The following is a 21842-nucleotide window of genomic DNA, read 5'->3' on the forward strand; positions in this document are numbered from 1 at the left end:
CGTGATGTCGAATTACCGGGCCGGGACCATTGCTGCCCAACGCTCGCCACCAGCCGGCAAGGGGTTCGCTTCCTCGAAATGATCGCGGGCCTCAAAGCGGGCGATGGACGCCGGAACGATGCCAGCGTGTTCGGCGAGGAACGCGGCCACGTCACGGGAGTCCAGACGGCTGGCAAAAGGCTCCGGGAGAAGAGCCGCCAGGCGCTGCACGATCTGCGCGTGAACATGATCCGGAAGATAGATGTTCGTCATCTGGTGTATTCCCTGCGTTTGATCGAGAGAATCGCAACGTACACCAGACGTAATAGCTTGTAAAACAAAGAAAAACTTCAGTCAATCTTGATTTAAGCAGCCGGGGAGTTAAATCAAAATTGACTTAAGCGGGCCGGAAGTCCCTAGGGTTCGCCGCAGGTGCCTCGGGAGCCGGAGAGTTCTAACCGGTGAAAATGTGTAACGCCGCTCAGGAATCTAGAAGACTCTTAGAATCTAAAGAGTCCTTATATACTTGAGAAACGCGTTACAGTATTTCACCGGTTAGAAACCAAAAGCATCCTCCGGCTTGTGGCTAACCGGCTGTGATTCAATGAAAACACCCTCCCGGCTTCCTTCACCGGTTTGCCTAACCGGTGAAATCCTGTAACGCTCCCACACTCCGGCTTGCTCCAACGCTTCTAGCCATCCGAGCGCGGTCTGGCCTTGCCGGACGGTCCAAGCCTTCCCGGTTCGTGCGGCCATGGCTTCAGCCATTTCCCGATGCGTCGGAGCCTTCCCCGTCTCCGCAAGGTGCGCGGCGTAGAGCGCGCGCGCGGCGCCGATCTCCTTTGCCCGCTTGCGCAATTTCCGCTGCGGCCTGCCGTCCTGTGCCAGCCAAAGGCGAAGCGCTTGCATCTCGCATCGCAGGCGGTCTAGGTCCACCGGCTGGCGCGTCCAGATCGGTTTCAGCGCCGCACGGTGGCGTTCCACACGCGCGCGGGTTGCCTCCTTCCGGCGATCTGCCGAAAGGCGCTGGCGGGCTTCCTTGTTGATTTGCGCGTTGTGTTGCTTTCGGTCGCGGTGTTGCTGTTCGCGGCGGTCCCAAAACTCGCGAAAAATTTCGTAGTTCTCGCGCACTCCGGCGAGATTGCTGCTATACTCTGTCATGTCGAAGCTGTTTCCCCATGCTTTGACTGGCGCGGTCGCTCCTCCGCGTTAACTCTGTGACTGCTGACGATGCCCTCCCCCGCGAAGTCGAGAACCTTCGCGGGGGCTTTTCTTTTCGATGGCGCTACGCGGAACCCGTGAGCGCCACCAACCGGGTATTATAGCGGCGAGTGAGCCGGGCGCTTTTTGCTATCGGTACTGATCGCGATGCAGAATGCCTCTCGGGCGCTGCTGCTGCCGCACGAACTCGAACATTTCCTCCCGGAGCAAATTGCGCAGTCCCGTAACCATTTCGTCTGATAGCGCTCGGTTTTCCGAGAGCGAACCGCCGCCCCCGGTGACGTTCACCACGGGCGCGAAGGTGATGGCCGGCGCCGCAGGCTGTGCCGCCTGAACGTTGACCGTTGGCGGCCGGATCGAGCGCAGTACATCATGGGGAACGATGCCGCCCGACTTGCCGGGCGTGAAAAGCTCCGGTCCCTTCTCGCCCACCAGATAGGACTTGCCGCGCTCCACATCGCCACCACCAGCGCGGGCGCCCCCGAACACGGCGCCGACGATACCGCCGCCCCCGCTGGTGCCGAACATGCCGGCAAGGGGGCCGGTGCCCAAAATCGCAGCCTGAAGCGCCAGCTTAATCAGGTTGTCGAGCACATCGGCGAGCACGTCATTCAGGGAGCGGGCGCCGGTCACAAGCCCATGGATCGAGTCCGACAACTGGCTCCCGACTTCCTGCTGTAGCTCCCGGTTCGCCTCCATCTTGTGTTCGGCGTTCTGAAGCTCCTGCGCTGCGCGGGCGTGCGCGTCGGCCTCGGCTTCGATCTCGGCGCGAAGCTGCGGCGTGATGGTCTTTCCAGCCTCACGCGCGGCGTTCAGGAGCCGTTCAACGTCCAACGCCTTCTGCTTCTCAAAGGTGCTCCGGCCAACGGCCGCAGCTTCGATCTGAAGCACGCGCGTTTGTTCGTTCATGGCGCGGGTCGCGCGCTCATATTGGTCAATCGACTCCTTGCCGTCCTTCCCGCCCACAACGGGGAAATCCGCCGCCTTGATGGGCTTCGCCTTCTCCTGCGGCCGGTAATTCCGATCAGGGTCGGAGCCGATGCCGCCACTGCCGGCGAGCTTCGGGGCGGGCGGGAACAGATATTCCGTAACGGTGTCTGTGCCGAAGATCGCCTGATTCAGCTTCTTGCCGAGGTTCAGGCCGTTGTCGGAAATGTACTTCTGAAGATCGGCGAGCTTTTGCAGAAGGCCGACAACCTCCTTGATGGGGTCGGTCGCCTTTTGAAAGCCCTCGGTCATGCTGTCGAGTTCGGCCACAAGCGCCTTGGAGAAGCCGGCCGACTTGTCCACCTCGCCCGTCATTTTCAAAATCGCATTCAGGATTTTGGTCGTGGCCTGTTCAATGGTCGTTTCGGCCGATGCCGCCTGTTCGCGAAGCTCGCCGACGCCAGCCTGAAAGCCCCTGAAAAACGCGACGTTGCTGATCTTCCCGTCAGTCACCAGAGCCTTGAGCTTGCTGACGGAACCTGCGGCCTCTTCAATCCCGCGCGCAACCGCCTGCAGGATCGGCCGGGCGGCCTCGTTCACGCTGTTGAATTCCTCCGCCTGAACGCGCGAGGAGCCGAGCAACTGCGACAACTGAAGGAGCGCACCGGATGCCTGTTCCGGCGAGGTGCCGGCGACGCGCAACGCGGTGGCGATATCCTCGGAGAACTGAATCAGTTCGTCACGCGTGGCGCCAAGTTCCTTGGCCGATTGCGTCGCCCTGCCGAACAGCGTCACCAGCGATTCAAGCGGCACGTTCTGCCGCTGGGCCGCAACAAAGAGCCGATCAAGGGTGTTCGTGAGGTCCGCACCCGAAAGGCCGGCAACCTTCAGCGCATTGTTCAGGGATTGCCACTGATTCAGGTTGTTCACGATGGCGCGGCCTCCGAACGCCGCCGCGACCACGCCGCTAAGGCGCGCCGCCGCTGCCGCGAAGGTGTCGCCGCTCCCGATATCGGCAAGGCTCTTGCTGGCCTTGCTGCTGGCCTCTGCCATGCTCTTTTCAATGCGGGATTTCGCCCGATCCGCGCGCTTTTCGATGTTGCCTAGGGACTGATCGGCAACCTGTTGCGAGCGCCTGAATCCGCGTTCCAACGTCGAATTATCGACGCTAAAGCCAATTTCGAGTTTGCCGTCGTTCTCTGCCATTTATGCCGCCTGATCTTTGTAGAAGTCGCGAATGAATTCAGCATCATCGATGGCGCGGCCGGGCAACTCGCTGTCAAATGCGAGCTTTACGGCCATGGCCGCAGCAACGGCGCCGTCGATTTTCAGTTCAGACTTGCCCTTGTGGAATCGTTTGTAGCCGTCTGCCGTCTTCACGGTGTGGACGTTCTCAAAGCACCAGCGCAGGACGGGGTTGCCGCCATGCTGAAACTGTCCGGCAACGATGGCGCGCTCTAGCTCATGCACGGCCGGGCACATGCTGCCGTTTGCCTGCGAGAACTGGAATACCGGCAAGCCCTGATTTGTCAGCGTCGCGAGCGTGGGATTGGCGCCCTTCGGATCAACGCCGATCTGTTGCACGTTCAGCTCGCCGCAGATTTCCACAAGCCGTCGATGGAAAAACTCATAGTCAATCGCATTGCCGGGCGACTTCTCAATGAAGCCGGCATCCGTCCACTCGCGATAGCCTGCCGTGGCGCGCTTCATAAGCTGTTCTTCGGGAAGGAAGAACCAAGGCCGGACCAAGTATCCGCCTTTTCCGTCACGCCAAGCGGCGACAATGCAGGTCATGTCATAAACCTGCGAAAGGTCGATTCCGAGCCAGCACGGTTCGGCCTTCAGCGCCTTGAAATCGATCTCATCGGCGCCCTTGTCATACACGCCCATGTCAACGAACGGGGCGGCCGAATTGTCGGCCCAAACGTTCAGGTTGTACTGAAGGAAATTGGCCTTGGTGCTGGGGACGCTTTCAGCCTGCTTCGCCTGATCCCGCATGGCGGAAATCGACTGATAGGGCGGCACGCATGAAAGGCCGGGGTTCACGCGGAACCATACCCGTTCGTCCTTCCAATCTTCGTCGGCGCTGGCCTCGAAAAGCACCGGGAGAACGGTCTGATTCACCTCGTCGCCGCGAGCGATGCGCCGGGCCTGCTCATACTGAGCCCACGCGATATGCTCGCGTCCCGCTCCTGCCGTCGATGCGAGGATGACCAGTGGGTCTTTCTTAACGATCGCACTCTCTAGAGCATTCCACAGCTTGAGCGTTTCCCAGCTATGAAGTTCGTCACAAATGATTAGGGATGGGCTACGCCCGTGCTGCGTTTTCCCATCACTCGCGATCGCTTCGAAAAATGTACCATGCTTTTTCGAAATGATCTTGTGCCGATAATCGAGCAATTTACTCACATTTATGAGCCGCTTATCCATCCGGATAATATCGACGGCTTGTTTGTGAACAAGCGCGGCCTGTTTGCGATCTGCAGCCGCAGCAATAACCTCACTAAACGGCTTCCGCTCAGGTCCAAGGGTATGCAGTAGCGCGAGGGCAGCGCAGAGGGTCGTTTTCCGGTTGCCGCGAGGCAGGAGCATGGGAACCCGTTTTACGATGCGGGTCCCGTTAGGATGGCGCGGGCCATAGATGGCGAGCACAAGCCGCTCTAGCCACGGGTCCACCTGAAAGGAGTTGCCGGGTGAGGTGCTTTCCGGGTGCCGTAGCGCCTTTAGGAAGCGCACCGCACGCGCGCCATATCCAAAGGGGTCGGGAATTGGGCTGCTATCAAAGAGCCAGGTCGGATGAGTCTTCGGAATCATCGTCTTCAATCATGGTGGGGCGGCTGCGGCTCATGGGCGTCAGTCCGAGTTCCGCCGCGATCTGGCGCGCCGTCGCCAACGCCTTGTCCTGTGCGCGGCACAGGGGCAGGCTGAACGCGGCCTGCAACGTGCGCTCGATCTCACGGGCGCGGCCTTGCGCGATGCAGTAGTTTTCAAGCTGGCCTAGGTCGGATTGCGTGAGAATGCGACGCTCGATCAGCGGCCGGATGCAGCGCTTCCATTCCTTTTTCGCGTCCGGGGAGAGCCACGCGGGCGGGGCCGGGGCTTTCGTCAGGGCGCCGGCTGTGCTGGCGATGGTGCTGGGCTTCCTTCCTTTCACGGGCCGATCCTCTTCGCGTCGATCTGGATGGCCTGCCGCCTGCCGAGCACCTTCAGGCCGACGATGTTGAAGCGCTCGCCGCCCCAAATCAGCCGGTCGGTCATCTTCAGATCGGCCACATAGCGAATGAGAAAGCTGGCCTTGATGGTGATCCGGGAGCCGGCTTCCGTGGGCTCTTCCTCCCGAACGTCTTCGAGGAGTTCGGCGCGAATATCGAAGCGCGGCGTCCAGACAGTCACCTGATTGCGATAGGCACCGGTCGCGGCCTCGCCGCGTTCAATGGTGAGCTTTTCCAAGAGGGCGCCAGCGCGCACGGCTACATCACGCATCGGTCGCCACCTCCTGCATGACCGCATCAAGCGCAACGGTCGCGTGGGCGAGGTCTTGTTCGCTGGCGTCGCGGTCGCTGGTGACGCTCACGCCAAGGCCATGAACGATCCAGCCGTCACCACGCCAAGGCGCCCATGTCGCACCGGAGAGGGTGCGGGCAATGGCGCCTGTGATCTGGCGACAGAGAACCGCGTTGTCTTCGTCGCGAGTCCAAACATCGAGGTCTAGAAACACCTTGTGGTGCCACGTCTCGTAATGGTCGGGCGGGGTCCAATCCGCGTTGCCGATCTGCACCAGCGGGCCGGCATCGGGCTCCGAATAGGAATCAACGAACCGTTCTGGCGGGCACAGATCGGTGAATTCCGGCGACGCCAGAAGGCGTTCCGCGACCATCTTGGTAAGGGCTAGAACGGGATCGAGGCTCATCGCTTGATCGCCCTCCGCAGCGCGGCCTTGCGGCGGTTGCGAAACTTGCTGCGGAGGCGCCGCAGCGTCGGCCACCAGAAGTGTCGGCCGGTCATCTTCCGGGAGCCGAATTCCACGATATGGCCGTACCGAGTGCGCTCATTGCCTGCGGTCACGACGAACGTGTTCGCGGGGACGGTGCGCGCTCCACCACGGGAATAGGCGGGGGTGCGCTGTCCGGGGCCGGTGACGACGATGCTCTTGCGCAGGTCGCCGGACTGCTTTGGCACCTTCCGGCGCACCTCGCGGGCGAATTCCTTGGCGCTGGCCTCCTGTGCCTTCAGGGCTTCTGCCCTGATGGCCTCTTCCTTGGCGGCAATGAAGGCGCGAAATTGATCGGCCATGCTCATCGGATTGCCAGCGGCACGGGGAAGGACCAAGCCGAAATCAGGTCTTCCACGCCAAGCGGCAGGGAATAAACCTGCGTCCCGTAGGTGGTGGCCTCCCGGTTGCTGTAGAGGTGCGCGGCGTACATCAGAATCGCCAGATCAATCGGAGCCGGGATGCTGCCGTTGAACTGATCGAGTCCGCCCACCTTTTGCCCGATCATGACCGATGCGACGGCAAGCTGACGGCTCAACACGGCGTCTTCATCGCCACTGGAAAGGCGAAGGTGTTCCTTCAGATCATTCAACGTAACGGCCATCTAACCATAAAACTCCAATTTGACAGAGACTCGCGCGTGTCTGCCCGCGCCGGTCCCTAAGCAGTCGAGAGAAGTCTTTAACCACCCCCGGCTGCATATATTGTACAGTACATGGGCGTGAGTATCCACGTCATCATGTCAGGTTTGGCTTTCTTCTGTCGTTCTGCGATCGGTATTGCTCTATCGTGAGCACGCGTTCTATTGGGTAGCCTCGCCTTACTCTCGTTTGCAGCGCGCTACGTTTCACGCCTAGGTGCTGCGCCCACTGCGTTAGCGTCATGGTGAGGCCGTTGAACGTGTAGGTTTTGCCAAGCGTCTCAGGGCGTGGTTTGCGGGGTTTCGGTTCCTTCGGCGGCTTGGGCTGTTTTGGGGGCTTAGGCGGCTTAGGGGGCTTAGGGGGTTTCGGCGCCTTGGGCGGCTTAGGTGCCTTCGCCGGCTTAGGTGCCTTGGGCTCTTTCTTCGTCGGCGCTGGCACGGGCTTAACCTTCGGCTCGCGGGGCTCGTGCGCGGTCCAGAATTCGAGGCCGTCGTTATCCTTGTCGGCGCGGATCAGGGCGTCATCAATGGCGCGCTCATAGACGATGGATTCGTCTTCGGCGTCGTAATCGAAGCCATGTGCGAACAGTCGATCATCATCGGAGTTCGACGTGGTGGTGTTCTGTGCGCGCCACTTCACGAAGGCCGACGCCGTGGCCTTCAGGTCTTGGCGGTTCTTCGCAAACCACTCTTTGGCGAGTTCGATGTGCTTCGCCTTGCAATGGGCGCGGCGAGGGTCGGCCTCAATGTTGGCGATGCACTCTTCTAGGGTCGCCGGCATGATGACGACGCTGGCCTTCAGCTTGCGGCACCATGTGGCACGGGCGGCCGGATCGGGGTCGGCAGTGATGAACCATGCGCGGCGGTAGCCGTTGGGCTCGCCTAGCAGCTTCAGGGCCTTGTTTCTGATCTCAAGAGCGTCGCGGGCGTAGCTGGCGGGTGCCTGATAGAGCGGCGCCTTTGCCAGCTTCGCCATGATGGTCGGCATATCGATGATGATGTCATCGGGGCCGGCACGTTCGGCGACGTAGGTGCTTTTGCCGGAGCCGGGTGCGCCTGCAACGATAGTGACGGGGCAGGTGGGCGGCTTATCAATGAAGGGGTGCGCGAGCGCATTGCTGCCGCTGCGGTGCTCTTCGGACTGCTTGGCGCTGGAATGGCACCGAACGCAAAGCGGTTGCCAGTTCTTCCGGTCCCAGAACAGGTTCACGTCGCCACGATGGGGCCGGATATGGTCAACGATGGTGGCCTTCGCTCCGCAGCGGCACAGGGGGTGCTTGGCGAGGAAGCCGGCGCGGGCGCGGTCCCATTTGCTGGAATAGCCGCGATCTCGCGCGGAAGGGCGGTTCCGATCAGAGGCGGCTTTGCGGGCGCGGTCGCGGGCGATCTGACATTCGCATTTCACGCCATAGGGGACGATTTTCCCACAACTGCAACGCCTTGGTGCCGCCTCTGCCATCTTGAAATCCGTAACGCGTTCCGTTTTTGAGAAAGGGTGTGACCGCGCCCGCCTTGACTCTCTCTTGCGCGTGGCAGGGGGCAGAGAGGCGGGCTTTCCGCTGTTCGGCTGGTCACGTCGCCGTCAAATGCCGCCCCCTCTAAGCCGTCATGTTCTTAAGTGTTTCAAAGGCTTGGCGATCAAACGTGTTGCTCAAGGCGGCTTCGGCGCGTTCATCGTCGTTCGGCTCATAGCCGGGTTGTGCCTTCCGCCAGACACGCATTGCCTGGGCGATCTCATGGGGCGTCGCGCGCCACGCCGCATCGGGGCTCCAATGCAGGATGCCGGTCGCGAAGCCGAACAGTTCGGCGAGGGCTTTGTTGAAGGCGACGGGCCGGCTCGGCTCGCGCGAGGTGCTGGCGCGGGCGTCGGGATCGGCGCCGGCAAGCCGCAGGGTGAACCGATAGAGCGGCAGGGAAACGGCTTCCATGCGTTTGCGGAGCGGGCCGGAGCCAGTCAGCCACGCAAGCGCACGGGCGCGCTGTTCGCCATCTTCGATGCCGTAGGCGAACAGATCGGCGACGATGCCGAGGTGTCCCTTGAAGAGCTTGCCGCAGAAATCGGCGGGCTCCGGGCCGTGCTCCTCTGCGATGGCGAGCGCGCACCGCAGGGAGGGCCGAAGCCGGACGGTGAACCCGTCCAGCTTCAAGGTTGTCTCTTCGTTCAGAAGGCGCATAGCTCACGCCTTAACGAGAATGAGGGCGCCATCGTCGTCCGTTAGAAGGGCGCCATTGTCATCCGCGAGAAAGGCGTAACCGGCCGGCGGCCTTGTAGATTCAGGCCGTCGCCGGATTACGCTCAGTTGGAAAATGCAGCGGAACATAAACATCGTGGCTGCCTCAGATGGTGATGACCGCGACGCGGTCGCCACGTCGCACGGCAAAGGCCGTGGGCATGTAGCCGCCGACGCGCCATCCGTTACGGATTTGACCGCTCGCGGGGACGGCCGCGACGGGTGCAGCGCCCGTCACCACCCACACGTCAGCGTTGCTCCAGATGTTCACGAATCCGAAGCCGTCCGGCGCGTCGCTCGCCGTCGAAGTGGCGACAGAGGTCGCGCCGCTGGTGACAACCTCTGTCTTCGTCTTTTCGCCAAGGGCGATGCCGGCCGACATACCCTCAGCCGAGCGATTGCCGAGCTCGCAAAACGAGATTTCAACGCGCGCCATCAGGCCACCGGACGCGAAGCGGCGTCGCCCTTCACCAGCACGGCGCCAGCCGCAATGCTGGTGCCGCTGTTCTTGGTGATGACGGCGCGGACGTAGCGCTTGTGGCCGCGATATCCCACCTTCAGCACCGCGTCGGCCGACAGGCTCGCCGGGAAAGCGCCATGCAGGTCCGAGGCGGCAACGTCGGTGAAGTCGCCGGGCGTGGTGGTGTCGCTCTCCTGAAGCTTCGCGGTGAAGTTGCCGGAGCCGGCAACGGCTCCGGTGTTCAGCACCAGCACGGCGCTGTTGAAGCCGAGGAGGTCGAGGGCCGGGCCGGTGGCGGTGGCGGAAAGCACGGCGGGGCCGATGGCCTGAACCACGCCCACGTTGTTCATGAGGTCACGCATTGTCAGTGTCTCCTGTTCAGGCCGTCGCCATCTTCAGCTTGCGCAGGGCCTTGGCCTGCACCACGCCAGCGCCGACACGGCGGGTCGCATGGATGCGGGTCATGCCTTCGGTGGCGAGAAGGTAGGGATTCGAGAAGGTGGAGAGCGCGAGGCGGTCCACGATGCGATAGGCGGTGGCGAAGTCGCCAAAGAGGATCGGGAAGGCGTCGGCTTCTGCGTCCGCCATATCCACGGCTTCCACCACGGGCCGACCGAGGATCGTTTCGGGCGTGCTGGCGGAATAGGCGGGCTGCCACAGGTAGTTGCCGGCACCATCCTTGATCTTGCGGATGGTGGCGAGAACCCTGCTGTTCATGATCCACGTCCCGCGCTGGCGGTAAGCGGCAGGCATGTCGTACATGAGCGAAATCAGAGCGTCGGCGGAAAGGTTCGTCGCGTGCCCGTTCAGGGTGTGCTGAATGCCCGCATCATTCATGATGCCGGCCGGAGCGAGCACGCCGTCGCCATGCAGGAAGGCAAGCCCTTCCTTCACGCCGAAGTCTTCCGCGAGCGCGAGATTCACCTCGGCGAGGGCCTGCGGACCATCGGTGAGAAGCTGGTTGGAAATATCGACGTGGGTCGTCATCTCGCGGATGACGATTTCGGCCTGCCCAAAGCTGGGCTCCGAACCCTCGGAAGGCTGGTTCTCACCCTTCCACTTCGCGTTGGTGGTGCCGGTGCGCTTGGGATAGGTGACGCTGGGGGCGCCCGTGGTGCGCACGCTGGCGAGTGCGCGGATGGGGGAGAATTCCACCAGATCGCGAATGAATTCGGCGGACACCTCATGCGGGGCAAAGTAGCCGCCAGCGGTGTCGGTCGAAACCGTGAGGGCCTTCAGTTCGTCGGCCGAGGCCGCGTTGCCGTGGCGAAGGTAGGACGCGAATGCCTTACGCTCGATCTCGCCTGCGTCGGCCTTGCGGTCGGTGATGATGCCGGGGCGGGACAGCTTGGCCTCTATCTTGGCGAGCGTGGCCTTCACTTCGGAGAGCTCGCCGGCATCGGCGACATTGGCGCTCTTGGTCTCGATGGCCTTCAGGCGGTCATCAACGGACTTGGTGAGTTCGTCGAGGGCCGCCGTCACAGCGTCAACGGGATCGGCGTCCTTCAGTTCGATGGTCGGAAAATGCAGGGACACGGGGTTTCCTTCAGTGAGAGCGAAGAGCCGAGGCGGCTCGGGTGATGGCCTCGGCGATGGCGAGCACCGACGCGGCGGATTTGGCGGACGTGACGCGCGCGCCGGGATGGCTGGGCACGGTCACAAGCGAGACTTCCACGAGGTCCAGGGCGGAAATGATCCGCCCACGGGCGCCGACGCGGGGCGCGGCCTTGCGGGTGCTGAAGCCGATCGAAAGGCCAGAGACGGCGCCGGAGCGCACCAGCGCCCGCACCTCACGGGCGCGGGGCATGTCCTCCACCAGAAGGCGACCTTTCACGACAAAGCCGGTGGCGGTCTCGGCTGCGCTCTCCCAAACGCCGATGGCGTCGTTCGGGTCGTGGCCGAACAGGATCGGCAGGGGCGTGCGCACGCTGGCGAAGGCGCCCTTTTCGATCACGTCGCCCACGCGGTCGGGCGTGCCGAAGGGCCATGCAACGCCTTCGATGGCGCCGGTATCGTCAACGGTGAAGGTGGATTTGATCTCAAGCCGGTTCATGCTGGTGCTCCGGCTCAAGATCGAGAGAGTTTAGAAGCTCAACGATGATCTCGCGCTTCCAAGCGGGAGTGATGACGATTTCGAGTCCACCACTCGGATCATGGGCGAAAGCTTCGTGATGCTTGTCACGGTCGCTCAAAAGCTCTTCGCAGAGCGCTTTGAAGGCGAGGAACACCGGGCCATCAAACATCCGATCGATGGCGCCACTATCGATTTGCAGCGCCGGGGTTTCACTCATCGGCGTTCACCTCCGGCTCGGGCTCGGCTTCGCCATCCCATGCCGCAGAGAGGATTTCGACTGCGAGGGTGTGAGCCGGCTTCAACGGCGCGCCATCAACGAAAATCTCGATCATGTTTTTCGCGGCCTCCGGGGAGGTGCCGGCGCCGATCAGGGCAAACCGGATGATCTCGATCAGGTCGCGGTGATGGAAGCGGCCGGAAACGACACGCTGCGAAATCTCGCCGATGCCGAGGTCAAGGCGCTTCTCCAACTGCACAACCTGCGGCGCCAGATCGAAGGAATATTCGTCATCGCCAAGGAAGCGGTGAATCCGGGTCGTCGTCACTTGCCGGCCTCCGAATGTGCGGGGGCCAGGTCGTCGGCATTCCACGCGGGAGAGGTGCCGAGGGTGTCGAGGTCCAGCACCACGGGCACGCCGCGCCGGGGGCGGCCGTTGATACCGAGGGCGTTCAGCCGGCGCAGGGCGATTGAGAACGGGCCGTTGGCCTGCGCAAAGTCGGCCGCGACCTTGGCGTGATTAAGCATTACCGGGAAGTCCATCGTTGTTCCGATTGTCCGGGGATGTGGAAGAGGTGGTGTTCGGGTTCACGAACGCCTTGCCGTCCGCGTAGGGCGGCAGGTTCTCGCGCGCGCGGGCCTCATTGGGATTGAGCACGCGGGCGGTAATGAGCTTGCCGTAGGCGTCGGCACGCGCGGCGATATCCATGCGCGTGAGGTCATCGGCGAGGAATTCAGCGAAGTAGGTGTCGCGCTCGGCTTCGCTAAAGAGCTTCATCGCGACTTCGTTTTCCCAACGCGCCAGCCAAGGCCGAAGGCTATACGTCAAGAATTCGGCGCCCATTTCGGAGGTGTTCGCCCACGTCCCGCGCTCAAGGTCAAAGAGCATGTGCGGCGGAACGCGGAAAAGCCGGGCGATCTCGGTGACAGAGAAGCGCCGAAGTTCAAGGAATTGAGAGTCGACAGAGGTGAAGCTGATCGGAATGTACTTGGCGATTCCGACGCCAATGAGAGCCGAATAGTTGTTCCGGCCGGCAAGGGCAGTCTTGAGGCCGTCGCGGTTGGCTGTCGTCGCTTCCTTGTTGCTAGTTTCAAGCGAGAACAGGCCGTCCGGCCGGGCACGATTGCGAAAAAGGGCCTTGCCGTGCTCTTCGAGGAGCATCGCCAATTCGATGGCGCCTTTGCCCTGCTGGATCGGAGAGGCGCCGGAATAGCCGTTCAGGCTCGGCCCCATGAGGTGGAAGATTTCGGAGGGCTGATAGATGGTTTCGCGGTTGTCGCCGTGGCGCACCTTATACACGGGCGCCCATGTGATCTGATCGAGTTCGACCGTGACGGCGGCAGGCGAGAGGCGCCAAAGCTCCACATAGTCGCCGGAGCGATTGATCAGGGCGTAGCCGTTGCCGTAGAGAAGAGCGTCGCGGGTAAGCTGTTCTTTGAACCACTGTGCCGAATGGATTTCGGACACGCGATTGCGTAGGACGCTATAAATCGGATGATCGGTGGCGCGATCCTTGGCGCCGTCTTCACCGCGCTTGTACGTGACAAGCGGCAACTGCCCAACAGCTTCGGCGATGGCTTGAACTGCCGCCCGCACGGCGGTGCAATTCATTGCCGTCTCTTCATTGACCGTTACCTGAAGGGTGCCAGCATCGGAGGCCGGCGCGCCGATCAACTGCCAGAGCCAAGCGGCATCGGTGGATGTCAGGGGAGAGGGCGCCGGGCGGCTCGGGGCCGCCTTCACCTCATCGGCGGCCTCACGATTTCGACGAAAAAGATCGAAAATTCCCATTGGCTATAGTGAAACCCGTATCTATTCCCCATTAGAATAGCACGGCAAATCTGCGTGATATAGCCTTTCCACCTCAGATTTTCGGAAAATCTCTGTTTAGGTGGCCGTTTTCTCGCCTTCGTCGTCAACCTTCGCTGTGTAATGGGGCATTTGGCGGATGGCCGCATAAGCAGCCTTCAAGGTCACGTCGCCATAATCTTCGCCGGCTGTTCACGCTGCGTGCCCCTGAATCTTGTCGATCACACGCGCATCTAGCCCAAGCTCCCGCGCTACTGTCTTCAGCCGATGGCGCCATCCATGATTAGGGTCTACCTCACGCGAAACGACGTTCAGCGCCCGCACCCACATGGCGAGCCGGCCGGCGATCTGCTTTGAGGGGTGCGATTTCCCGGTGCGGTCTGGATTGTCGAGATAGAAGAGCGGGCCGTCTGGTGCCGCCTTCACGAAATCCAGAAAGCCCATTTCGATCAGTTGGGGATGCAGCGGCGCGTCGCGATATTGCCCCGTCTTCACGCTGCCGGCCTCCGGTGCGATGCGCACAAAGGCGATGCCGTTCTCTTCCCGCACGTCTTGTTTGCGGAGCTGGGTCATTTCAGCGACGCGGGCGCCGGTATGGGCGCAGAGCCACGGCACCCACCTTTTCGCCGCCGTCATGGGCACCGACTCGCGCGTCCTGGGGTTGTCGGAGGGCTTGGGCTTATGGTCGCGCGCGGCCTTCAGAATGGCGTTGGCTTCCTTGAGCGTGAAGCCCTTCTCCCGGTTCTGCACCTTTTTCAAAACGCGCACCTTCACCTCGCGCGCCGGGTTCGTCTTCAGGCGGTCGTTATCGACTGCCCACTGAAACACGGCGCGAAGGGCCGCGATGTTCGTGTCACGAACCGTCTTCGGCGACATGGTGGCGAGCAAGGCGTCTTTCCACGCGACCACATCCGCCTTCGTGAGGCGGCTAGCGTCGTCGTGTCCGAGGTGCTTGATGAACGCCTTAAAGCCGGGCGTCCAACGCTTCTCCGCTTCGGCGCCACGGCCGGACGCGCGAAGCTCGGCTAGGTAGCCGTCCAACAGATCGAGAATGCGGACACGCTCGCGTGGGGCAGGGGCGGGCTGGGCATCAGGCTTCAGTGCAGGGTGAGCGGGCTCGGCTTCAGGTTCGCCCGCGTTGCGCTCGCTAGTGCGCTTCATGACTTCGATCTGCACCCCTGCCAGCGTGCGGGCGATGGCGCGCCATTCGGGGGTGCCGGGTTCGGCCTTCACCAGCTTGACACGGGCGTGGGCGTCTATCGCCCATCCGATGGTCGCCGCGATCTTGTCGTCTGGTGCTGCGCCGGATGCGACTTCCCGCAGCGCGGCCATATAGGCCGGAGCAAAGATGCGCTCATAGACGGCCGGATCGAAGCCGGACGATGCGAAGGCTCCGGCATCGCGAAGCGCCGCGTCTAGGTCCAACTCTGATTGGTAGTGGTGCCGCGCGAGGCTGGGCGTGTCCAAGGCGCGGGAGAGCCGGGGAGGGGCGTCCGTGCCTTGGGCGAGCTTCAGGCGCGCCTCGTCTAGGATGCCGTGAAATCGCGCGAGCACCGCATGGGATCGGCGCTCGGCTTCTCGCCGATTGCCCCCTAGCGACTCGTGAAGCTCGCTCTTGCCGACGATCTCCCGAAGCTCCTTCGGTACGCCGATGCGCACGAAAAAGGTGGTGCCCCGTTGCCGTACGTGTGGGGTCTTCGCAGCCATGTCCGCCTCGATTTTGGACAGTCGTTGGACGGAGCTTTGGACAAGAGGTGAGGATTTGCAAGGGTTTCTAGCGTTTGCAACGCTTTGGGATGGTGCTGCGAGAGAGGATTGAACTCTCGACCTCTCCCTTACCAAGGGAGTGCTCTACCACTGAGCTACCGCAGCGCGCCGGCGGGCGGGAAATGATCCATCGCCCCGCGGCGACGTCGTCTTCCGTCGTCAGGCGGCCTCCTCTGCCACAAGCGGACGGCGGGTGCAAGGGGGCGGTCCTTCGATCCGGCCGGAGGGGGACGGCCATGAACATATAACTGCACGCCGCCGCCTCCCCGTCCGCCGGTGCGTGGGGCGGTGCCGGGCTGTCCCCTCCCTCCGATCGGCGCGTCCGGCAAGCCTGCTGCGGCCCTGGGCGCCTCGCGGCGCAATTTTGCGCGTGCACACGTCTTGAGCGTGGCGCGTTCCGCAGCTAGCCTCCAGATCACCAAGCCGGAACGGGGGACAGGATGGCTGCGGACAAGGCGCGCAAGGAAACCATCGGCGCCGTCCGGCGCACGTTCGCCCCATGGGCGGACCCGACGAAGAAACCCTTGATCCGCTTCGAGAACGTGGTGAAGCGCTTCGGCGATTTCACCGCCGTGGATCATGTGAGCCTCGACATCTACGAGCGCGAGTTTTTCGCGCTCCTCGGCCCGTCCGGCTGCGGCAAGACCACGCTCATGCGCATGCTCGCCGGCTTCGACGAGCCCTCGCAGGGCCGCATTACCCTGGCGGGAGAAGACCTCGTGGGCGTGCCGCCCTACCGGCGGCCAGTGAACATGATGTTCCAGTCCTACGCCCTGTTCCCGCACATGAACGTCCAGGACAACATCGCCTTCGGCCTCAAGCAGGACAAGATGTCGAAGGCCGACATCGACGCCCGCGTCGAGGAGATGCTGACCCTCGTCAAGCTGGAGAAGTTCGCCAAGAGGAAGCCGCACCAGCTCTCCGGCGGCCAGCGCCAGCGGGTGGCCCTCGCCCGCTCCCTCGCCAAGCGCCCCAAGGTGCTGCTGCTCGACGAGCCGCTCGGCGCCCTCGACAAGAAGCTGCGCGAGGAGACCCAGTTCGAGCTCATGGACCTGCAGATGGACCTGGGCATGACCTTCCTGATCGTGACCCACGACCAGGAGGAGGCGATGACGGTGGCCGACCGCATCGCCGTGATGAATCACGGCGTCCTCGTGCAGGTGGCCCCGCCCTCGGAGATCTACGAGCAGCCCGCCACCCGCTACGTGGCGGACTTCATCGGCGAGGTGAACCTCATCGAGGGCACCATCACCGAGGCCGGCCCGGACGAGACGCACCTCACCTCCTCGGTGACGCGCTTCCCGCTGGTGGTGACGCAGGGCGTCGCGGCCAAGGCGGGCGATCCCGCCTGCCTCGCCATCCGCCCGGAGAAGCTGCGCATCTCCCTCGATCCGCCGGCTGACCTGGCCGAAAACTGCTTCCAGGGCGAAATCTGGGACATCGGCTATCTGGGCGACCTCTCCATCTACCATGTGGAGCTGCCCTGCGGCACCCGCATCAAGGTCTCGCAGCCGAACCTGTCGCGCGTGGTGGCGCGGCCCATCAGCTGGGACGACAAGGTGTGGGTGACGTTCGCGCCCCATGCCGGCGTCCTGCTCACCCGCTAACCCTGGAGGCGCACATGGCCATGGCGGGTGAAAAGGGCGGGGGCCGCTGGTTCGTGATCGCGGTGCCCTATCTGTGGCTGCTGGCGCTGTTCCTGGCGCCGTTCCTCATCGTCTTCAAGATCTCCCTGTCGCAGGACGTGGTGGCCCAGCCGCCCTACGAGCCGCAGCTCGATCTTTCCCAGGGCTGGGCCGGCATCACCCAGTTCCTGTCGGGCCTGAGCTTCGCCAACTACGGCTACGTGCTCGATTTCTCCAACGAGTTCCTGGAGGCCTACGGCTCGAGCCTGGTGATCGCGTCCATTTCCACCATCCTGCTGCTGGTGGTGGGCTATCCCATCGCCTACGCCATGGCGCGGGCGCCGCGCTCCATCCAGCCGACCCTGCTGATGCTGGTGATCCTGCCCTTCTGGACCTCCTTCCTCATCCGCGTCTATGCGTGGATCGGCATCCTCTCGCCGGAGGGGCTGCTCAACCAGGCCCTGATGGCCCTGGGCGTGATCGACACGCCGCTGGAGATCCTCAACACCAACCTCGCCGTCTATATCGGCATCGTCTATTCCTACCTGCCGTTCATGGTGCTGCCGCTCTATTCGGCGCTGGAGAAGCTGGACCTGACGCTTCTGGAAGCCGCCGCCGACCTCGGCTGCCCGCCCTCCAAGGCGTTCTGGACCATCACCTTTCCGCTGTCCCTGCCGGGCGTGGCGGCAGGCGCGCTGCTCTGCTTCATCCCGGCGGTGGGCGAGTTCGTGATCCCGGATCTGCTCGGCGGCTCCGACACGCTGATGATCGGCAAGTCCTTGTGGACGGAGTTCACCGTCAACCGCTCCTGGACGGTCTCATCCGCGGTGGCGGTGCTGCTGCTGCTGGTGCTGGTGGTGCCCATCGTGATCTACCAGAACATCCAGCAGCGCGAGCTGGAGGCGGGACGATGAAAAAGGGCCTCACCTGGTTCAACGTCACGGCCATCGTGCTCGGCTTCGCCTTCCTCTACATCCCGATCCTGCTGCTGGTGATCTATTCCTTCAATGATTCACGGCTCGTCACCGTGTGGGGCGGCTTTTCCACACGGTGGTACTGGTCGCTGCTGGAGAACGAGCAGCTCATCGATGCCGCCTGGGTGACGCTGCGCATCGCCTTCTTTTCGTCGCTGGTGGCCACCGTGCTTGGCACCATGGCTGCCCTCGCCCTCACCCGCTATGGCCGCTTCGGCGGGCGCACGCTGTTCTCGGGCATGATCTACGCGCCCCTCGTCATGCCGGAGGTGATCACCGGCCTCTCTTTGCTACTGCTGTTCGTGGCGGTGAACTTCGATCGCGGCTTCTGGACGGTGCTGCTCGCGCACATCACCTTTACCATGTGCTTCGTGGCGGTGGTGGTGCAATCGCGCCTCGTCACCTTCGACCGCACGCTGGAGGAGGCGGCCCTCGACCTCGGGTGCCCGCCGTTCCAGACCTTCTTCAAGATCACCCTGCCGCTCATCCTGCCGGCGGTGGTATCCGGCTTCATGCTGGCCTTCACCCTGTCGCTGGATGATCTGGTGATCGCCAGCTTCACCACGGGGCCGGGGGCGACGACCCTGCCCATGCGCATCTATTCGCAGGTGCGCCTAGGCGTGACGCCGGAGATCAACGCGGTCTGCACCATCCTCATCGCCATCGTGACGGTGGTGGTGATCATCGCCTCCATCGTGACCAAGCGGGCGGAGAGCCAGCGCGAGGCCGAAGAGCGGGCGGCGATGAAGGGGTAGGTGAATCAGTCGGGGCAAGGGGGCTAATTGTTTGATTGATTTTTGATTTGCCTTAGCCAAAATATTATAAAATTTATATTGATGTATTTGGCGCGCCAGCTGCAAAGTTTTCCGGGCTCTATAAATGCAGTGTTTGAAAGTTCGCCTATTAATTTATAAAATCCATTTCTTCAACATACGCAAGCTATCCTGAATCTCCTTGGCATGCGCCTCGGCCGTCAGATTGTCTGGTTCTAAAATAGATATCATCATATTTATAGTATTAAATTTCAGTAAATGTGTGATATAGTTTTTTGGAAGGTGGAGTGTCTTTGCCCTCTATCCTTCCATATCCGCAGATATATATTTTTTGGGCGCTCATATTCCCCCAAATTAATGAAGATGTTATTTCTTTTGCATTTGCGGGTGCTGGCCGATCAATGGTGAATGCCGCCAAATCAATGGCGGGGTCGGTGATACTACGGTCGCTTTGGTTTCGCTGCCATTCGGGTTTTGAAAGTAGACTGATAATCTGATCCGCCAATTTTCATCGGATAATTCAATGCAGTGTCGCGCGGTCAGGATGGTGCGACTGTCCACCAGGAGACCCGTGCGCGTCCTGTGCGCTACATCAATCCATTTTCCACCCTTTTTCTCTTGTATTGTTCCACCTATCCTTTGGATTTCGTTGGATATCGCGCTTTTGGGGTCGACTCTTGCGCCTCTGATGATCGCATGTGCAGATTCGGGACAGAAAAGAAAGAAATAGCAGAAAGCAATTGCCGGCGCGAACCTGGAGCGAAAAAGTCCCAGCCTTCCTGAACGAATTCTACTCATGATGCGTCCCGGTGCCAAGTTTCCGAAAAGTTAGGTCGCTTTCCCCTTCGCGCAATACCCAAACGGGTTAGTTGTTAGGCCGCGAGAGGTCGCGCAGCATCCGCGAGCCCGCAAGGTCCGATGCGTGCCGGTCGCCCTGGGGCCGGTACATGCGTGCAGCCCGTCCAACGGCCAGCGCGGCGTCCCCAGCAGCGTGCCCAGACGCGGTAGGCCGGAGGTCGCCGGCAGGCAGAGCCGACGCGAAGCGCCGGTGTGGAAGGGCAGGCCTCCGCCGGCCCTACCGCCCCTCGCGCACCCAGGCGGCGGTGAGGGCGCCGAGGAGCAACAGCAGGCCCGAGAGGCCGGCGAACAGCGGGAACAGCCCGATGCCGCGCACCACCGAGACGTCGCGGGTGCGAAGCCCCATCCAGTCCTCCCCGGCGAGCCGGTCGGAGGAGGAGACCTGCACCACCCGCGGCACCGATCCGCCGAGCTCCGACAGCCGCCACACGCCGCCCCCCGTGGCCGCCGCCACCGGGGCGAGCACGTCGCGGGTGCTGGTCACCTCGGCGAACTCCTTGGGGTTCAGCGGGCCGATATTGGCCAGGGCGGTGAGCGTGCCGTTGGCGGCGCGCCACAGGCCGAGCTCGTCGGCGGGCGTGGAGGCGCGCCACAGGCCCGGCTCCACCTGGGCGAGGGTGAGGGTGCGCAGGGCGCCCGAGGGGGTGGTGACGGTGGCCTGGGGCACGCTCTCGCCCATGGTCTGGCGTTCCACCACCAGGTCGCGGCCGGAGACGGTGAGCTTCAGCCGCTCCTCCTCCAGATCCGGCTCCTTCATGAGCCAGTGGGAGAGGCGGCGCAGAAGGTCGATGTGCGGGCCGCCGCCCTCGTAGCCGCGCGCCCACAGCCAGATGTGGTCCGACAGCAGGAGGGCGACGCGGCCCTCGCCGACCCGGTCCACCAGCAGCACCGGCTTGTCGCCGGGGGCGCTCATCAGGCTGGTGCCGGAGCGGGCCTGGGCGTCGATCACCCGGAAGAAGCGGCTCCAGTGGGGCGGATCGCTCTCCGAGCCCGGCAGGGCGCGGGTGACCGGATGGCGCTTGCCGGGGTCGGTGAGGCGGGCGTGGAACGCGCCTTCCGTCGCCTCGCCTCTCGGCACGCCCGGCAGGATCTCTTCCAGCGGCGTGTTGTAGAGCGAGCCCGTGTCGATGAAGTCGGTGCCGGCCGCCACCAGCACCGCGCCGCCGGCGCGGACGTAGCGCACGATGTTGTCGAAATAGACCTGCGGCAGCACCCCCTGCTGGGAGTAGCGGTCGAAGATGATGAGGTCGAAATCCTTGATCTTGGTCTGGAACAGTTCGCGCGTCGGGAAGGCGATGAGCGACAGTTCGTTGATGGGCGTGCCGTCCTGCTTCTCCGGCGGGCGCAGGATGGTGAAGTGGACGAGGTCCACGTTGGCGTCGCTCTTCAAAAGGTTCCGCCAGGTGCGCTCGCCCACGTTGGGCTCGCCGGAGACGAGGAGCACGCGCAGCTTGTCGCGCACGCCGTCGATGGAGACGGCGGTGCGGTTGTTCACCGGCGTCAGCTCGCCGGCCAGCGGCGGCACCTCGAACTCGACGATGTTGGCGCCGGCATGGGTGATGTCCACCTCCACGCTGGCGCTGCGCCCGGTGGTGACGATGGGCCGGGCGATGACCTCGCCGTCGCGGCGGATGGTGACGGGCACGCGGGCGTCGGCGGCGGTGCCTTCGTCGGTGACCCTGTAGGTGATGGTCTGCTTCTGGCCGACGATGCCGAAGCGCGGCGTCTTCTCCAGCGCCACCCGCCGGTCGCGCTCGCCGGCGCGGCCGGTGATCAGCGCGTGGATGGGCGCGGAGAAGCCGAGGGCCTGGGGCTTTTCGGGCGTGTCGTGCACCCGCCCGTCGGTGATCATGATGGCGCCGGCGACGCGCTCCGGCGGCACGTCGGCAAGGCCCGCCGAGAGGGCCGAGAACAGGCGCGTGCCGTCCGCCGAGCCGTCGCCGCTGTCGGCGTCGATGGTGCGGACCTCGACCCCGGAGAGCTGGCCGAGGCGGGCGGTGAGGGCGGCGCGGGCGGCCTCCGTCTGCTGCGTGCGGTCGCCGAAGGACTGGCTGGCGCTGCGGTCCACCACCACCGCCACCACCGAGCTCAGGGGCTCGCGCTCCTCGCGGGTGAAGGAGGGGTTCGACAGGGCCAGCAGGCCGACCGCCAGCGCCAGGGCGCGGAACACGGCGCCGCGGGTGCGGGAGAACAGCAGGAGCCCCGCCAGCACCAGCGCCACCGCCGCGATGGCGATGAGCACCGGGAGGGAGACGAACGGGGAGAAGGTGAGGCCGTAGCTCATGCCCGGTCACC

The 21842-nt window shown here is 63.2% G+C and carries 25 protein-coding genes and 1 tRNA gene; 3 read left to right on the top strand and 23 right to left on the bottom strand.

Annotated elements, in window-relative coordinates:
- Nucleotides 1-12: 12 nt before the first annotated feature.
- The 21 genes from EZH22_RS11295 to EZH22_RS11395 all read right to left on the bottom strand — a co-directional run bounded on the left by EZH22_RS11295 (nt 13) and on the right by EZH22_RS11395 (nt 15422).
- Nucleotides 13-252 (bottom strand): hypothetical protein, encoded by a 240-nt coding sequence (locus EZH22_RS11295; RefSeq protein WP_203195713.1) that lies wholly within the window; start codon nt 250-252, stop codon nt 13-15.
- A gap of 282 nt (nt 253-534) precedes the next feature.
- Complete coding sequence (locus tag EZH22_RS11300; RefSeq protein ID WP_203195714.1) at nt 535-1140, bottom strand: hypothetical protein; 606 nt, start codon at nt 1138-1140, stop codon at nt 535-537.
- A 189-nt stretch (nt 1141-1329) separates the two neighbouring features.
- On the bottom strand, nt 1330-3333 hold the full coding sequence (locus tag EZH22_RS11305) for a tape measure protein (protein ID WP_203195715.1): 2004 nt from the start codon (nt 3331-3333) through the stop codon (nt 1330-1332).
- The gene (locus EZH22_RS11310; RefSeq protein WP_203195716.1) at nt 3334-4941 is read right to left on the bottom strand and encodes a terminase large subunit; all 1608 of its coding nucleotides are present in this window, start codon (nt 4939-4941) and stop codon (nt 3334-3336) included.
- Complete coding sequence (locus tag EZH22_RS11315) at nt 4907-5281, bottom strand: phage terminase small subunit P27 family (RefSeq protein ID WP_203195717.1); 375 nt, start codon at nt 5279-5281, stop codon at nt 4907-4909. Before EZH22_RS11315 ends, EZH22_RS11310 begins: the two co-directional genes overlap by 35 nt.
- Nucleotides 5278-5610, bottom strand: coding sequence for a phage head completion protein (locus EZH22_RS11320; RefSeq protein WP_203195718.1), 333 nt, complete (start codon nt 5608-5610; stop codon nt 5278-5280). The genes EZH22_RS11315 and EZH22_RS11320 overlap by 4 nt, the downstream gene beginning before the upstream one ends.
- Nucleotides 5603-6037, bottom strand: a complete 435-nt coding sequence (gene gp17, locus EZH22_RS11325) for a tail completion protein gp17 (RefSeq protein WP_203195719.1) — start codon at nt 6035-6037, stop codon at nt 5603-5605. The genes EZH22_RS11320 and gp17 overlap by 8 nt, the downstream gene beginning before the upstream one ends.
- Nucleotides 6034-6426: an HK97-gp10 family putative phage morphogenesis protein gene (locus EZH22_RS11330; protein ID WP_203195720.1), complete on the bottom strand. Its 393-nt coding sequence runs from the start codon at nt 6424-6426 to the stop codon at nt 6034-6036. The genes gp17 and EZH22_RS11330 overlap by 4 nt, the downstream gene beginning before the upstream one ends.
- Nucleotides 6423-6722 (bottom strand): head-tail connector protein, encoded by a 300-nt coding sequence (locus tag EZH22_RS11335; RefSeq protein WP_203195721.1) that lies wholly within the window; start codon nt 6720-6722, stop codon nt 6423-6425. The genes EZH22_RS11330 and EZH22_RS11335 overlap by 4 nt, the downstream gene beginning before the upstream one ends.
- A gap of 133 nt (nt 6723-6855) precedes the next feature.
- Nucleotides 6856-8217 carry an HNH endonuclease gene (locus EZH22_RS32605; protein ID WP_203195722.1) on the bottom strand — a complete coding sequence of 454 codons (1362 nt, stop codon included), beginning with the start codon at nt 8215-8217 and terminating at the stop codon, nt 6856-6858.
- 139 nt (nt 8218-8356) lie between these two features.
- Entirely contained in the window at nt 8357-8932 is a 576-nt protein-coding gene (locus tag EZH22_RS11345) for a phage tail assembly chaperone (RefSeq protein ID WP_203195723.1), read from the bottom strand.
- Nucleotides 8933-9095: 163 nt separating this feature from the next.
- Nucleotides 9096-9425, bottom strand: coding sequence for a hypothetical protein (locus EZH22_RS11350; RefSeq protein WP_203195724.1), 330 nt, complete (start codon nt 9423-9425; stop codon nt 9096-9098).
- The gene (locus tag EZH22_RS11355) at nt 9425-9811 is read right to left on the bottom strand and encodes a hypothetical protein (protein ID WP_203195725.1); all 387 of its coding nucleotides are present in this window, start codon (nt 9809-9811) and stop codon (nt 9425-9427) included. The genes EZH22_RS11350 and EZH22_RS11355 overlap by 1 nt, the downstream gene beginning before the upstream one ends.
- 16 nt (nt 9812-9827) lie before the next feature.
- Nucleotides 9828-10985: a phage major capsid protein gene (locus EZH22_RS11360; protein ID WP_203195726.1), complete on the bottom strand. Its 1158-nt coding sequence runs from the start codon at nt 10983-10985 to the stop codon at nt 9828-9830.
- 10 nt (nt 10986-10995) lie between these two features.
- The gene (locus EZH22_RS11365) at nt 10996-11502 is read right to left on the bottom strand and encodes an HK97 family phage prohead protease (RefSeq protein WP_203195727.1); all 507 of its coding nucleotides are present in this window, start codon (nt 11500-11502) and stop codon (nt 10996-10998) included.
- On the bottom strand, nt 11489-11740 hold the full coding sequence (locus EZH22_RS11370) for a hypothetical protein (RefSeq protein ID WP_203195728.1): 252 nt from the start codon (nt 11738-11740) through the stop codon (nt 11489-11491). The genes EZH22_RS11365 and EZH22_RS11370 overlap by 14 nt, the downstream gene beginning before the upstream one ends.
- Nucleotides 11733-12068 (bottom strand): gene transfer agent family protein, encoded by a 336-nt coding sequence (locus EZH22_RS11375; protein WP_203195729.1) that lies wholly within the window; start codon nt 12066-12068, stop codon nt 11733-11735. Before EZH22_RS11375 ends, EZH22_RS11370 begins: the two co-directional genes overlap by 8 nt.
- Complete coding sequence (locus EZH22_RS11380; RefSeq protein WP_203195730.1) at nt 12065-12283, bottom strand: hypothetical protein; 219 nt, start codon at nt 12281-12283, stop codon at nt 12065-12067. Before EZH22_RS11380 ends, EZH22_RS11375 begins: the two co-directional genes overlap by 4 nt.
- Nucleotides 12261-13532, bottom strand: a complete 1272-nt coding sequence (locus tag EZH22_RS11385) for a phage portal protein (protein WP_203195731.1) — start codon at nt 13530-13532, stop codon at nt 12261-12263. The genes EZH22_RS11380 and EZH22_RS11385 overlap by 23 nt, the downstream gene beginning before the upstream one ends.
- Nucleotides 13533-13742: 210 nt before the next feature.
- A complete protein-coding gene (locus tag EZH22_RS11390; RefSeq protein ID WP_203195732.1) occupies nt 13743-15257 on the bottom strand; it encodes a DUF6538 domain-containing protein in 1515 nt (504 codons plus the stop codon).
- Nucleotides 15258-15347: 90 nt separating this feature from the next.
- Nucleotides 15348-15422, bottom strand: a tRNA-Thr gene (locus EZH22_RS11395).
- 335 nt (nt 15423-15757) lie between these two features.
- Here EZH22_RS11395 and EZH22_RS11400 point away from each other — a divergent pair.
- Genes EZH22_RS11400 through EZH22_RS11410 form a run of 3 tightly spaced genes read left to right on the top strand, consistent with a single transcriptional unit; the run spans nt 15758 to nt 18671 of the window.
- On the top strand, nt 15758-16924 hold the full coding sequence (locus EZH22_RS11400) for an ABC transporter ATP-binding protein (RefSeq protein ID WP_203195733.1): 1167 nt from the start codon (nt 15758-15760) through the stop codon (nt 16922-16924).
- Nucleotides 16925-16938: 14 nt separating this feature from the next.
- The gene (locus EZH22_RS11405; protein WP_203195734.1) at nt 16939-17856 is read left to right on the top strand and encodes an ABC transporter permease subunit; all 918 of its coding nucleotides are present in this window, start codon (nt 16939-16941) and stop codon (nt 17854-17856) included.
- Nucleotides 17853-18671 carry an ABC transporter permease gene (locus tag EZH22_RS11410; RefSeq protein WP_203195735.1) on the top strand — a complete coding sequence of 273 codons (819 nt, stop codon included), beginning with the start codon at nt 17853-17855 and terminating at the stop codon, nt 18669-18671. The genes EZH22_RS11405 and EZH22_RS11410 overlap by 4 nt, the downstream gene beginning before the upstream one ends.
- A gap of 384 nt (nt 18672-19055) precedes the next feature.
- Here EZH22_RS11410 and EZH22_RS32860 read toward each other — a convergent pair whose 3' ends face one another.
- The gene (locus EZH22_RS32860; RefSeq protein ID WP_203195736.1) at nt 19056-19487 is read right to left on the bottom strand and encodes a trypsin-like serine protease; all 432 of its coding nucleotides are present in this window, start codon (nt 19485-19487) and stop codon (nt 19056-19058) included.
- Between the two features lie 277 nt (nt 19488-19764).
- On the bottom strand, nt 19765-21831 hold the full coding sequence (locus EZH22_RS11420) for a hypothetical protein (RefSeq protein WP_203195737.1): 2067 nt from the start codon (nt 21829-21831) through the stop codon (nt 19765-19767).
- Between the last annotated feature and the right edge of the window lie 11 nt (nt 21832-21842).

This window comes from Xanthobacter dioxanivorans (assembly GCF_016807805.1).
GTDB classification, from domain to species: Bacteria; Pseudomonadota; Alphaproteobacteria; order Rhizobiales; family Xanthobacteraceae; genus Xanthobacter; species Xanthobacter dioxanivorans.

Bases quoted from the DNA above. Each gene is read 5' to 3' on its own strand.
- EZH22_RS11295 (WP_203195713.1), bottom strand. From the start codon at position 252: ATGACGAACATCTATCTTCCGGATCATGTTCACGCGCAGATCGTGCAG.
- EZH22_RS11300 (WP_203195714.1), bottom strand. From the start codon at position 1,140: ATGACAGAGTATAGCAGCAATCTCGCCGGAGTGCGCGAGAACTACGAA.
- EZH22_RS11305 (WP_203195715.1), bottom strand. From the start codon at position 3,333: ATGGCAGAGAACGACGGCAAACTCGAAATTGGCTTTAGCGTCGATAAT.
- EZH22_RS11310 (WP_203195716.1), bottom strand. From the start codon at position 4,941: ATGATTCCGAAGACTCATCCGACCTGGCTCTTTGATAGCAGCCCAATT.
- EZH22_RS11320 (WP_203195718.1), bottom strand. From the start codon at position 5,610: ATGCGTGATGTAGCCGTGCGCGCTGGCGCCCTCTTGGAAAAGCTCACC.
- gp17 (WP_203195719.1), bottom strand. From the start codon at position 6,037: ATGAGCCTCGATCCCGTTCTAGCCCTTACCAAGATGGTCGCGGAACGC.
- EZH22_RS11330 (WP_203195720.1), bottom strand. From the start codon at position 6,426: ATGAGCATGGCCGATCAATTTCGCGCCTTCATTGCCGCCAAGGAAGAG.
- EZH22_RS11335 (WP_203195721.1), bottom strand. From the start codon at position 6,722: ATGGCCGTTACGTTGAATGATCTGAAGGAACACCTTCGCCTTTCCAGT.
- EZH22_RS32605 (WP_203195722.1), bottom strand. From the start codon at position 8,217: ATGGCAGAGGCGGCACCAAGGCGTTGCAGTTGTGGGAAAATCGTCCCC.
- EZH22_RS11345 (WP_203195723.1), bottom strand. From the start codon at position 8,932: ATGCGCCTTCTGAACGAAGAGACAACCTTGAAGCTGGACGGGTTCACC.
- EZH22_RS11350 (WP_203195724.1), bottom strand. From the start codon at position 9,425: ATGGCGCGCGTTGAAATCTCGTTTTGCGAGCTCGGCAATCGCTCGGCT.
- EZH22_RS11355 (WP_203195725.1), bottom strand. From the start codon at position 9,811: ATGCGTGACCTCATGAACAACGTGGGCGTGGTTCAGGCCATCGGCCCC.
- EZH22_RS11365 (WP_203195727.1), bottom strand. From the start codon at position 11,502: ATGAACCGGCTTGAGATCAAATCCACCTTCACCGTTGACGATACCGGC.
- EZH22_RS11370 (WP_203195728.1), bottom strand. From the start codon at position 11,740: ATGAGTGAAACCCCGGCGCTGCAAATCGATAGTGGCGCCATCGATCGG.
- EZH22_RS11380 (WP_203195730.1), bottom strand. From the start codon at position 12,283: ATGGACTTCCCGGTAATGCTTAATCACGCCAAGGTCGCGGCCGACTTT.
- EZH22_RS11385 (WP_203195731.1), bottom strand. From the start codon at position 13,532: ATGGGAATTTTCGATCTTTTTCGTCGAAATCGTGAGGCCGCCGATGAG.
- EZH22_RS11390 (WP_203195732.1), bottom strand. From the start codon at position 15,257: ATGGCTGCGAAGACCCCACACGTACGGCAACGGGGCACCACCTTTTTC.
- EZH22_RS11400 (WP_203195733.1), top strand. From the start codon at position 15,758: ATGGCTGCGGACAAGGCGCGCAAGGAAACCATCGGCGCCGTCCGGCGC.
- EZH22_RS11405 (WP_203195734.1), top strand. From the start codon at position 16,939: ATGGCCATGGCGGGTGAAAAGGGCGGGGGCCGCTGGTTCGTGATCGCG.
- EZH22_RS11410 (WP_203195735.1), top strand. From the start codon at position 17,853: ATGAAAAAGGGCCTCACCTGGTTCAACGTCACGGCCATCGTGCTCGGC.
- EZH22_RS32860 (WP_203195736.1), bottom strand. From the start codon at position 19,487: ATGAGTAGAATTCGTTCAGGAAGGCTGGGACTTTTTCGCTCCAGGTTC.
- EZH22_RS11420 (WP_203195737.1), bottom strand. From the start codon at position 21,831: ATGAGCTACGGCCTCACCTTCTCCCCGTTCGTCTCCCTCCCGGTGCTC.